This window comes from Sphingobium sp. L-44 (assembly GCF_056859495.1).
Genome location: NZ_JBSXOQ010000095.1, coordinates 1 through 11,816 on the forward strand (window position 1 = coordinate 1; position 11,816 = coordinate 11,816).

15 protein-coding genes and 1 pseudogene are annotated in these 11,816 nt (G+C 65.0%); 9 read left to right on the forward strand and 7 right to left on the reverse strand.

Annotated features, from left to right (window positions below; all coding sequences use genetic code 11):
* On the forward strand, positions 1–254 hold a 254-nt coding region (locus AC13EK_RS13835; RefSeq protein WP_483022245.1), incomplete at its 5' end, for a hypothetical protein.
* 474 nt (positions 255–728) lie between these two features.
* Here AC13EK_RS13835 and AC13EK_RS13840 read toward each other — a convergent pair.
* Together AC13EK_RS13840 and AC13EK_RS13845 are read right to left on the reverse strand one after the other, a co-directional pair.
* Positions 729–1,079: a low molecular weight protein tyrosine phosphatase family protein gene (locus tag AC13EK_RS13840; protein ID WP_069337595.1), complete on the reverse strand. Its 351-nt coding sequence runs from the start codon at positions 1,077–1,079 to the stop codon at positions 729–731.
* Entirely contained in the window at positions 1,076–3,415 is a 2,340-nt protein-coding gene (locus AC13EK_RS13845) for a GH92 family glycosyl hydrolase (RefSeq protein ID WP_069337594.1), read from the reverse strand. Before AC13EK_RS13845 ends, AC13EK_RS13840 begins: the two co-directional genes overlap by 4 nt.
* Positions 3,416–3,530: 115 nt before the next feature.
* Between AC13EK_RS13845 and AC13EK_RS13850 the strand changes: the two genes are divergently transcribed.
* The 4 genes and pseudogenes from AC13EK_RS13850 to AC13EK_RS13865 all read left to right on the forward strand — a co-directional run bounded on the left by AC13EK_RS13850 (position 3,531) and on the right by AC13EK_RS13865 (position 6,874).
* A complete protein-coding gene (locus AC13EK_RS13850) occupies positions 3,531–4,232 on the forward strand; it encodes a glutamine amidotransferase (RefSeq protein WP_069337593.1) in 702 nt (233 codons plus the stop codon).
* 211 nt (positions 4,233–4,443) lie between these two features.
* Positions 4,444–4,996 (forward strand): annotated as a pseudogene (locus AC13EK_RS13855) (transposase).
* A 749-nt stretch (positions 4,997–5,745) separates the two neighbouring features.
* A complete protein-coding gene (locus tag AC13EK_RS13860) occupies positions 5,746–6,378 on the forward strand; it encodes an NAD(P)H-dependent oxidoreductase (RefSeq protein ID WP_037523642.1) in 633 nt (210 codons plus the stop codon).
* Between the two features lie 157 nt (positions 6,379–6,535).
* Positions 6,536–6,874 (forward strand): hypothetical protein, encoded by a 339-nt coding sequence (locus AC13EK_RS13865; RefSeq protein WP_048939575.1) that lies wholly within the window; start codon positions 6,536–6,538, stop codon positions 6,872–6,874.
* Between the two features lie 60 nt (positions 6,875–6,934).
* Here AC13EK_RS13865 and AC13EK_RS13870 read toward each other — a convergent pair whose 3' ends face one another.
* Both AC13EK_RS13870 and AC13EK_RS13875 read right to left on the reverse strand, forming a co-directional pair.
* The gene (locus AC13EK_RS13870; RefSeq protein ID WP_069337592.1) at positions 6,935–7,657 is read right to left on the reverse strand and encodes a tetratricopeptide repeat protein; all 723 of its coding nucleotides are present in this window, start codon (positions 7,655–7,657) and stop codon (positions 6,935–6,937) included.
* Positions 7,658–7,875: 218 nt separating this feature from the next.
* Positions 7,876–8,490, reverse strand: a complete 615-nt coding sequence (locus AC13EK_RS13875; RefSeq protein WP_069337591.1) for an energy transducer TonB — start codon at positions 8,488–8,490, stop codon at positions 7,876–7,878.
* A gap of 153 nt (positions 8,491–8,643) precedes the next feature.
* Here AC13EK_RS13875 and AC13EK_RS13880 point away from each other — a divergent pair, with 153 nt between their 5' ends.
* Positions 8,644–9,774 carry a phage portal protein gene (locus tag AC13EK_RS13880; RefSeq protein ID WP_069337590.1) on the forward strand — a complete coding sequence of 377 codons (1,131 nt, stop codon included), beginning with the start codon at positions 8,644–8,646 and terminating at the stop codon, positions 9,772–9,774.
* A gap of 100 nt (positions 9,775–9,874) precedes the next feature.
* Here AC13EK_RS13880 and AC13EK_RS13885 read toward each other — a convergent pair whose 3' ends face one another.
* Both AC13EK_RS13885 and AC13EK_RS13890 read right to left on the reverse strand, forming a co-directional pair.
* A complete protein-coding gene (locus AC13EK_RS13885) occupies positions 9,875–10,012 on the reverse strand; it encodes a hypothetical protein (RefSeq protein WP_170828711.1) in 138 nt (45 codons plus the stop codon).
* Entirely contained in the window at positions 10,009–10,176 is a 168-nt protein-coding gene (locus tag AC13EK_RS13890) for a hypothetical protein (protein ID WP_170828710.1), read from the reverse strand. The genes AC13EK_RS13885 and AC13EK_RS13890 overlap by 4 nt, the downstream gene beginning before the upstream one ends.
* A 113-nt stretch (positions 10,177–10,289) precedes the next feature.
* Between AC13EK_RS13890 and AC13EK_RS13895 the strand changes: the two genes are divergently transcribed.
* Positions 10,290–10,415: a hypothetical protein gene (locus AC13EK_RS13895; protein WP_268801842.1), complete on the forward strand. Its 126-nt coding sequence runs from the start codon at positions 10,290–10,292 to the stop codon at positions 10,413–10,415.
* On the opposite strand, the gene AC13EK_RS13900 is transcribed toward AC13EK_RS13895, so the two are convergent.
* Positions 10,416–10,742: a hypothetical protein gene (locus AC13EK_RS13900; RefSeq protein WP_026109343.1), complete on the reverse strand. Its 327-nt coding sequence runs from the start codon at positions 10,740–10,742 to the stop codon at positions 10,416–10,418.
* Positions 10,743–10,798: 56 nt separating this feature from the next.
* Here AC13EK_RS13900 and AC13EK_RS13905 point away from each other — a divergent pair, with 56 nt between their 5' ends.
* Complete coding sequence (locus AC13EK_RS13905; RefSeq protein ID WP_069337589.1) at positions 10,799–11,206, forward strand: phage tail tube protein; 408 nt, start codon at positions 10,799–10,801, stop codon at positions 11,204–11,206.
* A gap of 147 nt (positions 11,207–11,353) precedes the next feature.
* Positions 11,354–11,635, forward strand: a complete 282-nt coding sequence (locus AC13EK_RS13910; RefSeq protein ID WP_234792408.1) for a DUF2793 domain-containing protein — start codon at positions 11,354–11,356, stop codon at positions 11,633–11,635.
* The last annotated feature ends 181 nt before the right edge of the window (positions 11,636–11,816 follow it).

The window sequence follows — 11,816 nt, forward strand, 5'->3', positions numbered from 1 at the left end:
CAGCTTTGCCAGAACGTCTGCAATCGGGATTAGTGGGAGATCATGCGAACGACGAAAAATGGTCGAAACCTGTCAATCTCCTGACATGGCAAAACCTGTCTGCGGTGTTGCACTTCGTTTGTGAACTCAGGGGATCCATTGTGCGCGACGGCGGATGGAGAGGAGGCGCGCAATGGATCCCGGATCAAGTCCGGGATGATGGAACGGCGAGGACAGCTTTTCTAAGCGGCGATCGACCAAATCGACAACAGTGAATGGCCGGAGCCTGCCGGGGGCGGGCATGTTCTTTGTCGTCCGATGGCATTATGAACAGGACAGGAAGGCGGAGAAGGGGCGGTGCTGAGCGCGTCAGCCTGGCCCTGCTGCTGGCGCGGATGCTGGGCATGGATATGGCCCTGTGACTTTGGTACTGTGATTGTGGCCCGCATCGTGCGTGGCGCGTGCGGATCATCGTTGCGCTGACGGGCGGGGCAGTGGCGCGACCTCATCTATTTGCCCCTCCGCCGCCTTTGGCGGTCTTCCTCCCCAAGCAAGCTTGGGAAGGATTATCGGGCATTCTATTTCCCACCCAAATCCGTCTTCTCCTTTTCCTCTGTAGGCAGTCGCGTGTGGGAGGTGCAAGACCTCAGCCTTTGTCGGGATAGCGGAAGGGCAAAGCGGGCTATGCTGGGGCCCTCGCTCCCTTCATTCAGAGCTTTTCCTGTCAGCCTCTTCGTCGCTTGGGTCGATCAGGCGGAAAGTGTGCGTGGCAGGAAGCTGGCCATGCGGGTGTGGAGCAGGGCGATCAGGTTCGCATCCATGAAGGCGTAGTCGTCGGGGATGTCGAGGCAGACGATCCTTGTGCCGCCGAGTACGGCGCGGAAGCGCTGCTGGATCTTGCTGCGGTGGGTCTTTTCCATCACGAAGATGGTGTCGGCCCAGCGCAGCATCTCATCGTCCAGCGGCGTTTCCGCGTCATGGTTGGTGCCCGCCGACAGGGTTTCGATGCCGGGATGGTCAGCGAAAATCTGTTCGGCGGTCGGGCTGCGCAGCTTGTTCTGGCTGCAGACGAAGAGATAATGGCGGTCTCGCGCCCTCACTTGCCATAGCCGGTCATGGAGAAGGGGCGGGCCTTTACGCCGGTCGCCCATGTCTTGTTCGGGCTGGCCTGCATGGTGAAGCGCAGTTCGCCGCCAGCGCGGATTTCCGCGTCGGTGATATAGCCGCGATCGAGCGACTTGCCGTTCAGCGTCACCTGGCCGACATACCGGTTGGCGTCGGTCAGGCCGTCGGCAATCACGGTGAAGCGGTGGCCGCTGGGCAAGGTCATCTCCGCGCGGTCGACGAAGGGGCGGCCGATCACATATTCGTTGCTGCCCGGCGCCACGGAATAGAAGCCCAGGGCGGTGAAGACCAGCCAGGCGGACATCTGGCCCAGATCGTCATTGCCGGCCAGGCCAGCGGGCGTGGGCTTATACTGGCTGTCGACGATCTGCTTCAGGCGCTCCTGCGTGCGCCAGGGCTGGCCCGCATAGCTGTAGAGATAGGCGACATGGTGGCTGGGTTCGTTGCCATGGATATATTGGCCGATCAGGCCGGATATATCCTCGGCATGGCTATAGTCGATCTTGCTATTGTCATAGTCGAACATGGCGTCGAGCTTGGCGATGGTTTTCGCGTCGCCGCCCAGCAGGCGGAACAGGCCGCCCTGATCATGCGGCATGAACCAGCTATATTGCCAGGCATTCCCCTCCGTATAGTCGCTGCCATAGTTGATCGCGGTCGGATCGAAGGGGGTGCGGAAGCTGCCGTCCGCCTTGCGCGCACGCAGGAAGCCGGTCTTGGCGTCGAAGCTGTTGCGCCAGTATTGGGCGCGCTTCTCGAAGCGCTCTGCCGTGGCGGTATCGCCCAACTGACGGGCGAGGCGGGCAATGGTCCAGTCGTCATAGGCATATTCGACCGTCTTGGACGCGGCTTCCGGCTCGCGGTCGATGGGGACATAGCCAAGCTTCATATAGTCGCCGAGGCCGCCATAGGGGGCATAGTCGGCGCTGGCGACCATGGCCTTGAGCGCGCCGGCGCAGTCGATGCCCCTGATCCCTTTCAGGCAGGCGTCGGCGATGACCGGGACCGCATGATAGCCGATCATCGTCCAGGTTTCCTTGCCGCCAAACTGCCAGACGGGAAGGATACCGAACGGGCTGGTCTTTTGCCCCGCGACCAGCGAGTTCACGAAATCGGCATTCTTCGCTTCGGGCTGGATCAGCGTCAGCAGCGGATGTTCGGCGCGGAACGTGTCCCACAGCGAGAAGGTGGAATGCATGGTGAAGCCTCGGCCATCCAGCATCCCGGCATGGACCTGATCATCCGGCCCGCGCCAGCGGCCATCGGCGTCGCTCCAGACGCTGGGCGCCATCAGGCTGTGATAGAGGGCGGTATAGACATTGGTGCGCATCGCCTTGGGCGCGTCGATCTTCACCGCGCCCAGCGCATCGTTCCAGGCGGTGCGGGTCTTGGCGCGGATCGCGTCGAAATCGCCTGGTTCGCTGGCAAGGTTGGCGATGGCGCCATCCTCGTCCACGCCCGACAGCGCGACCTTCGCCTCCAGCGGCTTCGTCAGCGTGCCGAAGTCGAGCTGCGCCACCAGCGCGCGGCCGGAGAGGGAATCCAGCGTTTCGGGGCCGCGACCGGGGCCCTTGAAGCCCTTGTAGAGGATATCCTTCTCGGTGCTGACGAACTGGTGGCCGGTCAGCGGCGCGGAAAAGCGGATCGCGAAGAAGATGCGCCGCGGCGTAGCCCAGCCGCGCACCTCGCGCGATCCGGTAATCGTGCCGTCGGGGCGGATGCGGATGGAGGACCAGAGGATCTTGCCGGGATAATCATAGATGATCGAGCGCAGGTCGAGCACCAGATGCGCCGCCTTGCCGGTGGGGAAGGCATAGCGGTGGACGCCGACACGGGTACCGGCGGTCATTTCCGCGCGGATGCCCGGATCGGTCAGGGTGACGGCATAATAGCCGGCCGAGGCGACCTCATCGGCCTTGTGCGAGCGGAAGCCGGGCGTCTTGTCGTCGCCGGCCTCCAGCGGAACCGTATCGCCGCTGACCGGCATCACCAGGAAATCGCCCAGGTCGCTATGGCCCGCGCCGGAGAAATGGGTGTGGGAGAAGCCGAGGATCACCGGGTCTTCGTGGCGATAGCCGGCGGCCCAATTATAGGTCTGGCGGGCCGGGCCGACATGGGTGTCGGGCGAGAGCTGGACCATGCCAAAGGGGGCGACGGCGCCGGGGAAGGTATGGCCTTCACCCGAGGTGCCGATGAAGGGATCGACCGCATCGACCGGTGCGGAAGGCGCTTCGCTGGTCTGGGCGGAAAGGGCGGTGCCGGCGAGCAAAGTGGCCAGCAGGACGGGGCGAGCGATGCGGGTCAGGATCATGGCGCTGGGTTAAATCATGGCCGGGCGGCCGGGCCAAGCCGATAGCGGCAATTTTCTGTCCCCAAGAAAGGCTGGGCTGGCGTCGACGGGTTTGGCTGGCTAGCTATCGCAGGTAATGAAAAGAGCGTTGATCGTCCGACATGTGCCGCGCGAGGGTGCGGCAGGCTATCTCCAGCCGATCGAGGCGGCCGGCTATCAGATCGAGCGGATCGATGTGGCCAGCCCCGATTTCGCCGATATCGACCTGACCGAACCGGACCTGCTCATCATGATGGGCGGGCCGATGGGCGTCTATGAACAGGATATGCATCCCTGGATCCCGGTGCAGATCGGCAAGCTTTCCGCGCGGCTGGCGGCGGACCGACCGACGCTGGGCGTGTGCCTAGGCAGTCAGATGATCGCGGCGGCGCTGGGCGCACGGGTCTATCCGGGCGGGCATATGGAACTGGGCTTTGCCCCGGTCAGCGTCAACGCGGCGGGGGCGGCCTCGCCGCTGCGCCATATCGATGGCGTGCCGGTGCTGCATTGGCATAGCGACACGTTCGAGTTGCCCGATCAGGTTGAACTCCTGGGATCGACCGATCGCTATGCGCATCAGGCGTTCCGGCGCGGAGCCAATCTGCTGGCGCTGCAATTCCACGCCGAAATGGGCGAAGATCCGCGCTTCGAGGACTGGCTGACCCATTTCTGGGCCGATCTGGACGTCGCCGGAAAATGCGGCATCGCGCTTCGGAAGGACCATGACGATCATGGGCCGGGCGCGGTGGCAGCGGGCCGGGCGATGATCGGCGAATGGCTGGCGGGGATCAGGGCTTAAGGCGCTGGCGATTGTTTGCTGCAAGCGTTTGACTGCCTGATTAGCACTACTTTGGCAGAAATCGGATTTTTGGGATTCCTATTGCGCTGATTGCGTGATTCATGGCCCCACAGCTTTGACAGAGGCTACGATGGGCGTGGCTTTTCAAGCGGATGTTGCGCGTTGGCTTACCCCTTATCAGGAAGTCTTGGGTAACAAGACGCGGCGTCGAATGTGCCTAGCCTATATCGCCGGTCTGATCGGGCCCGGTGATCGCAAGAGCTCCCAGCACATGGTAGCTCGCTCGGACGCGATCCCTTATGACCGGCTTCATCATTTCATCGGGCTGGTCTGTAGGGCAGTGCCCGTTGGAAGCGACTTTGTGGAGCCAGGCGGATGAATTGGTCGGTGGCGATGGAGCCTGGGTAATCATTGACGACACCGCTTTGCCCAACAAGGGCAAGGCCTCGGTTGGCGTTGCGCCGCAATAGGCCATGCCGCTCGGCAAGAATGCCAACTGTCAGACGCTGGCTTCGAGCGAAGTTCCATTCATGCTGAGTTTGCGGCTGCTCCTGCCGGAAAGCTGGACGAGAGATGCCGCGCGCATGGACAAGTCGGACGTACCTGCTGCATTGCACAAATATCGCACCGAGCCCGAGATCGTGATCGAGGAGATCGACCGCATCGTTGCTGCCGGCGTGCGCTTCGGATGTGTGTTGGCCGACGCCGGTTATGAGCTATCGGCTCCGTTCCGGCAGGCGCTGAGTACACTTGCCCCTTGCTGAGCTGCCGGCATTCCCAGACACCAGAAGGTATATCCGGCCGAAGTGCCGCTGATCTTCCCGGTCGCAGGCCGCGGTCGCCCTCGGAGGCGGCTTGTGCCGGACGTCAAATTCATAGCTGCGCACGCGATGCTCGAACGCGCGAAGTGGAGGCAGGTCAGTTGGCGCAAGGAAACCCAAGGGCGGCTGACCGCTCCGCAGGGGCCCTGCACATGCCGGGTGAGTCGGTCCGCTTCTACAACCCACCTTGCCAGCAGTACGCTGCACCAATGCCCGCCGTTCACCGCAAGAGCACTGCCCTTACTGAGGATGCAGCCTGATCAGACACCCCAACAGACTTCTGCAAAAGTAGTGCTGGTTGTTAGCGAACCAAACGAATATGCCAACCCCAACAAGTCACACCAACTCCCAAGCCGTCAAGAACGCTAACGGCAGCATTCCAGCGGCGAGTTAGGAAAATGGCGCTTCCAAACGCTACAAAGAATATCGCTAATACGATTGTTACGGTTGCCATCGCACAAGATGTTGCAGCGCCGTACCATGCCCGCAATCAGAAATCGCGCTCGACAAATTCAGCAGCAAAAATGGTCACTTTTCAGGTCATCCTCGTCTTACCCGAGGGCGAAAGGCCATGGATGGGTGAGGCAATATTTGGTTTCAATGTGAGACCTTTATTCCTGGGGCGGTGGGCGCTACATCGAAGCGTCATGGGCCGGGCTTAGGCTGGCGCCGTTGCAATATAAGGATTTCTCATGCTGATCGACCGTCTGAACTGGCGTTATGCCACCAAGAAGATGAACCCGGACAAGGTGGTGCCCGAGGACAAGGTGGAGCGCATCCTGGAGGCGGTGCGGCTGGCGCCGACGTCGAGCGGGTTGCAGCAGTTCGAGGTGATCGTCGTCACCAACAAGGATATCCGCGCCAAGATCCGGGCGATCGCCTGGGACCAGGCGCAGGTGACCGATGCGTCGCATCTGGTCGTCTTTGCCGCCTGGGACAATTATACCGCCGACCGGATCAACGGCATGTTCGACCTGGTCAATGACGAGCGCGGTTTCCGCAACGAGGGTTGGGAAGCCTATCGCCAGATGCTGCTCAACACCTATCCGCAGCGCGACGCGCAGACCAATTTCGAGCATGCCGCGCGCCAGGCCTATGTCGGCCTTGGCATCGCGCTGACCGCCGCCGCCTTTGAAGAGGTGGACGCGACGCCGATGGAGGGCTTCGATCCGGCGGCGCTGGACGAGATACTGGACCTGCGGGCGCGCGGGTTGCGATCGGTGGTGATGATGCCGCTGGGCTATCGCGCGGACGAGGGCGACTGGCTGGTCAATTTGAAGAAGGTGCGCCGCCCGGCCGCCGACTTCATCTCGCGCATCGATTGATGGCGCCCGGATAGGGATTAACCGCAATAGGCGGCGGTCCGTGACGGCCCTTATATGGGGCAGCGAACAAGAAGGACGGGGCCGGAGGCGCGTGGCGCAGCCGGCCCGGAACAGGAAACCCGCCTGCTTCGTTTCGCACCGATCAGGAGTGACGGACATGAAGATGGTCAGGATGATCGCGGCGGTGGCCGCTGTTACGATGGTCGCAACCCCGGTGCTGGCGGCGAGCCTGAACAGCAAGGATCGGGCGCGGGTGGCGCGGGCCGATCCGCGCGACCGCGACGATGTGCGCTATTGCCTGCTCCAGGGCAAGAAGGGCCGCGACAAGGGCACCGCGATCGGCGCGGGCGTGGGCGCGGGCGCGAGCATCATCGCCGGCGGCGGCGTGGGCGAGACGGTGCTGGCCGGCGCCGGTGGCGCGGCGGCGGGGCGGCTGATCGGCAAGGGATCAGGCACCAATTCCCGCTGCGACGAGGTGCTGCGGCGGAACAGATGATCCGGGCGTGAGGCCGGACGAAAGGGGCGCGGATTTCCGCGCCCTTTTTCGTGGATATGGTCAGAGACCGGCGGCCAGTGCGCGCAGGGCGGCGTGGGGCGAGGCGGCGAGATGGTCGCGCATCATGGTGCGGAAGGCGGGGGTGGCGCTGGTCGCGGCGGTCTGCATCCAGTGGGCGGCGGCGGCGATGTCGCCGGCGTCGGCCAGCAGCCGGCCATGGTTGAACTGACCGCGAAAATCGCCGCCCTCCGCCGCGATGCGATAGCATTGCGCGGCGCGGGGCAGGTCGCGGGGGAGGAGGCGGCCTTCCTCATGAAAGGCGCCGAGGAAATTGATCGACTTGGCATGGCCGAGGGCAGCGGCCTTCTGGAACCAGCCGAGCGCCGCCTGCTCATCCTGGGCCACGCCCGCGCCGAGGCCGAGCGCGCTGCCCCAGTTGTACATGCCCCAGTCGAGGCCATCTTCGGCTGCGCGGCGATAGCAGGCGGCGGCCGCGACCGGATCGACCGGCGTGCCCCAGCCCTTTTCATGGCAGCGGCCGACCATGTTGATCGCCATCACATGGCCCGACGCGGCGGCGAGGCCGAACTGGCGAAAGGCTTCGGCCGGGTCGGCGGCGACGCCCTGACCGTCGAGCAGGAGCTGGCCATAATAGGCCTGGGCGTCGGGCAGGCCGGCGTCGGCACCGGCGCGGATCAAGGCGGCGGCGGCCTGCGGCGAGGCGGCGAGCTGCGCGCGCATCTGGTCGGCGGTCTGGGACAGGAGGGGCGAGGGGGCGGTCATAGGGACATGTCTCTGGCTTGGATATTGCGACTGATTAGCAGGGCGGCGCGGCGCTGGAAACAGGGCGGCAATATTTTGGGCGGGCGAGTCCGAAGGGCGTGCCCCTCTCCAAGTTTCGGTAGGCGGCTGGGCGCCGCCAACCTCCACTATCCTCTCCCCAAAGGGGCGAGGATTTTTTGCATAGGGGGATGCTCCGAAGCGGAGGGGGCGCCGGCCCTCTATCGATCCGTGAACCGAACCCAGGACGTTACCTCGGTTTCCCTTGGTCGGCCCTGGTCGTCGAGCGCCGGCAGATAGCGCTGGCCCATCGCCACGAGGCCGGCGGTGTCGTCATATCGGCGCGTGCCGGATGATTGGGTGATGCGGCAGGATCGGGGATGGCCGGTGGCGTCGAGCCGGACGGTATAATCGCTTTGCAGCGCGGTTGCTGCCTTGTCCGGGTCGCTTGCGATCGGCGCCTTGCCGTCGAGGGCGATCGGCGTGGCGCCGCCCATGTCGCCCTGGAAAGTCGATGGTGCCGGCTCCCAGAACAGGCGGACGACCGGGATCGTCCCATCCTGACCATTTCTGTCCTTCACCGCTGCCATCCAGCCCATCTTCATCATGGCGAGCCGGCAGCTTGCCACGGCGATGGCGGTGCCGCCGGTGATGGCCGAGGGGGTGCAATCCAGCTGGTCGCTGTTGGGGCGGCGCGTGATGCGAACGGTGGCGGCACCGGTCGATGCGGGCGGCAGGGCGACGAGCGCATAATCCTGGGTCGTGGGCAGGACGAGGGGTGTGACGACCGGCCCGCTGGCTTGGGCGAGTATGAGCAGGATTGGTGCGAGGGGCATGGGCGCAGATTTGATCGCCGCCCGGCTTTTGTAAAGGCGGGTCGGTCCGCAAGGGCGTGCCCCTCTCCAAGTTTCGGTAGGCGGCTGGGGCCGCCAACCTTCCCTATCCTCTCCCCGAAGGGGCGAGGATTTTTTGCATAGGGGGATGTTCGGATGAAATGGTTCGGGATGAAGGCGGCGGCTGGGGATGCCGGGCGGCCGGTGCTGGCGCGGGCCTGGGGATCGGGCGCGGTCGCGCTGGGGGAATGGCCGGCCAGCTATGAGGCGCAGCTGCGCGCCGGGGTGATCGGCAATCCGGTGGCGCAGCGGGCGATGCGGCTGGTGTCCGAAGGGGCCGGGGCGTGCGTGCTGAAGGTCGGCGGGGTGGATGGTGCGGCGGCGGCGCGGGTCGGCGCGCTGGTAGCGCGGGCGTCGGCGGGGCAGGGGCTGATCGAGACGCTGGCGAGCCATGTGCTGCTGCACGGCAATGGCTATGTGCAGGTGATTGCGGGCGCGGACGGGATGCCGGCCGAGCTGTTCGCGCTGCGGCCCGAGCGGGTGAGCGTGGAGGCGGATGCGCGCGGCTGGCCGGCGGCCTATCTCTATCGCGTGGGCGAGAGCGTGACCCGGCTGTCGCCCGAGGATGGCGCCGGGCGGACCAGCCTGCTCCATATCCGCGCGCTCCATCCGCTCGACGATCATTATGGCCTGGGCTGTGTCGGCGCGGCGGCGGGGGCGGTGGCGATCCACAATGCCGCGACGGTGTGGAACAAGGCGCTGCTCGACAATGCGGCGCGCCCTTCGGGGGCGATGGTCTATGCGCCGGGCGACGGATCGGTGCTGAGCCCGGAACAGTTTGAGCGGGTGCGGCGCGAGATGGAGGCCGCGTTCAGCGGCGCGGCCAATGCCGGGCGGCCGATGCTGCTGGAGGGCGGGCTCGACTGGCGGGCGATGAGCCTGTCGCCGGCCGAGATGGACTTTGTGGGATTGAAGGCCGCGGCGGCGCGGGAGATCGCACTGGCCTTTGGCGTGCCGCCGATGCTGATGGGCCTGCCGGGCGACAATAGCTACGCCAATTATCGTGAGGCGAACAAGGCGCTGTGGCGGCAGACGATCTTGCCGCTGGTCGGGAAGATCGGCGCGGGGCTGGCGCAGGGATTGCAGGGCTGGTGGCCGGGGCTGAGCCTGGTGCCGGATCTGGACGCGGTACCGGCGCTGTCGGACGAGCGCGCGGCGCTGTGGGAGCGGGTGGCGGGGGCGGACTTCCTCTCTGCGGAAGAGAAGAAGGCGATGCTGGGCATTTGAGGTTCGCGCGGAGACGCGGAGGCGCGGAGATTTTTGTGCTGCGCCTGCGGTGGCCTTTTCTCTTCTCCGCGTCTTCGCGTGAACCTTGTTTGTCTTTCTTCTAGCGCTGGCAACTGCCCTGTGCGGTCCAGCGGCCGCCGCTGTCGAGGCAGCGATCCTGGGCGAGCCAGTCGCTTTGCCAGAGGCAGAGGGCGGCGGCGATCAGGACCAGCAGTGCGCCGAGCAGCGCGCGCCTCATATCGGCTGGGCGAGGCTGTCGAGACGGCAGAAGCCGTTGTCCATGTTCCAGCTGCCGCCCTGCAACAGGCAGTCGCCGGCCCGGAACAGGCCGAAATGCCAGGCGATGAGGCCGAGCGCGAGGATGACGAGGGCGATCAGCAATTTGCGAGGGGTGCGCTTCATGTGCGCCCAGATAGGGGCGCGCGGCGCCCAAGGGAAGGTGGGGCCATGAAAGAGGAGATGCTGGCGCGGCTGGTGGCGCAGGCCGAGGGCGCCGGGCTGCCGGCTGCTGGGCGGTGCGGATCGTCACCGCCAGCCTGTTGCGGTCGCGGATCGCCCGGACGGGCGCGCGGGGCGAAGGCGGCTGGCTGGCGGTGGCGGATTACCGCATTCGCGTGGTGCGCGAGGCTATCGGCGCCTGATCAGGTGCCGGGCTTATTATATTCCTCATATTCGCCGATGATCTTGTCGACATATTCGGACACCTGATCGTCGGCATCGGCCTGCGCATCCTTGTCCGACATGCCGTCGGCCTTGTCCTGCGCGAGGATCGCGGCGCGGAAAGCCGCTTCCTTGTCGGCGCAGGTCGTCTTCAACTGACCCTGAAATTCGCCGAGCGGCACCTTCTTGTCGAGCGAGGGCTGGACCTGGGCCGAGAGGCAGCCGGCAAAAGCCTTGCGGGCGGCGCCGATGGCGTCGGCCGACGGCGCGGCCGCGAGCATCATCAGAAGGGGAGCAACCACGAGCATCAGACCTCTCCTTTAATCCGCGTTTTAGAACGCTTTGTCTGACGGGAGAATGCGCCATGGGCGTCGAAAAAGGAAGTGCGTTTCTGTTGAAGGTGGGAAATGGCAACGTCCCGGCAACATATGAGGCGGTGGCTGGCATGCGCACCACCCAGCTGTCGGTGAATGGCGAGGCGGTCAACATCACCAGCAAGGATTCGGGCGGATGGCGCGAACTGCTGTCGGGCGCGGGGGTGCGATCGGTCAGCGTGTCGGCGGCCGGCATCTTCACCGGATCGGCGGCCGAAATCCGGGTGCGCAACCATGCGCTGGCCGGCACGATCGAAGATTATGAGCTGAGTTTCGAGAGTAGCGAGCGGATGCGCGGCTGCTTCCTGGTGACGCGGCTCGACTATGCCGGCGACTATAATGGCGAGCGCAACTATGCGCTGAGCCTGGAAAGCAGCGGCGCGGTGGTGAGCGAATGAGCGGCGGGGCTCGAAAGGCCGCCGGGCGATGGCGCCGTCTGGGGAGATGACGGATCGCCCTGTCGGCACTGGACGAGATTGCCGCGAGTTCGCTGCGATTGATCGTGGCGGCTGGGGCGAGCGGTGCCTGGGCCGGGCGGGAGGAGCATGTTGCCGGCTGGACAGACGGGGGGGCGCTTCGTCGTGCCGAAGGCCGGATTGCGGCTGGCGGTGGCGGATCGCGGCCATGCCATGGTGCATGACGGTACGGCATGGTGGGATGATGCGGTGCGCAGCGAGGGATTTTATGTCGCCGGCCAGCAAATTGTTGGCGCACGCCAGCCCGCGATCGCCGGGCCGGCCGGTGGAACGATCGTCGATAGCGAGAGTCGTGGCGCAATTGCCGCGATATTGGCGGTTTTGCAGGAGCATGGACTGATCTCCATGTAATTCTGGAGTATCGGCGATCTTTTCATGGAGAGGGGTAGGTATTAGGTTTCGTGGACAAAGGTTGACAGCAGGATCGGGCGTTGATTCAAGGCTGCCTTTTGGAGGTGGCGTTGGGCGAGCGTATTGGGCTGACGGAGGACGAGTGGGGGATCATCGGCACATTACTGCCATCTGAGCGTGG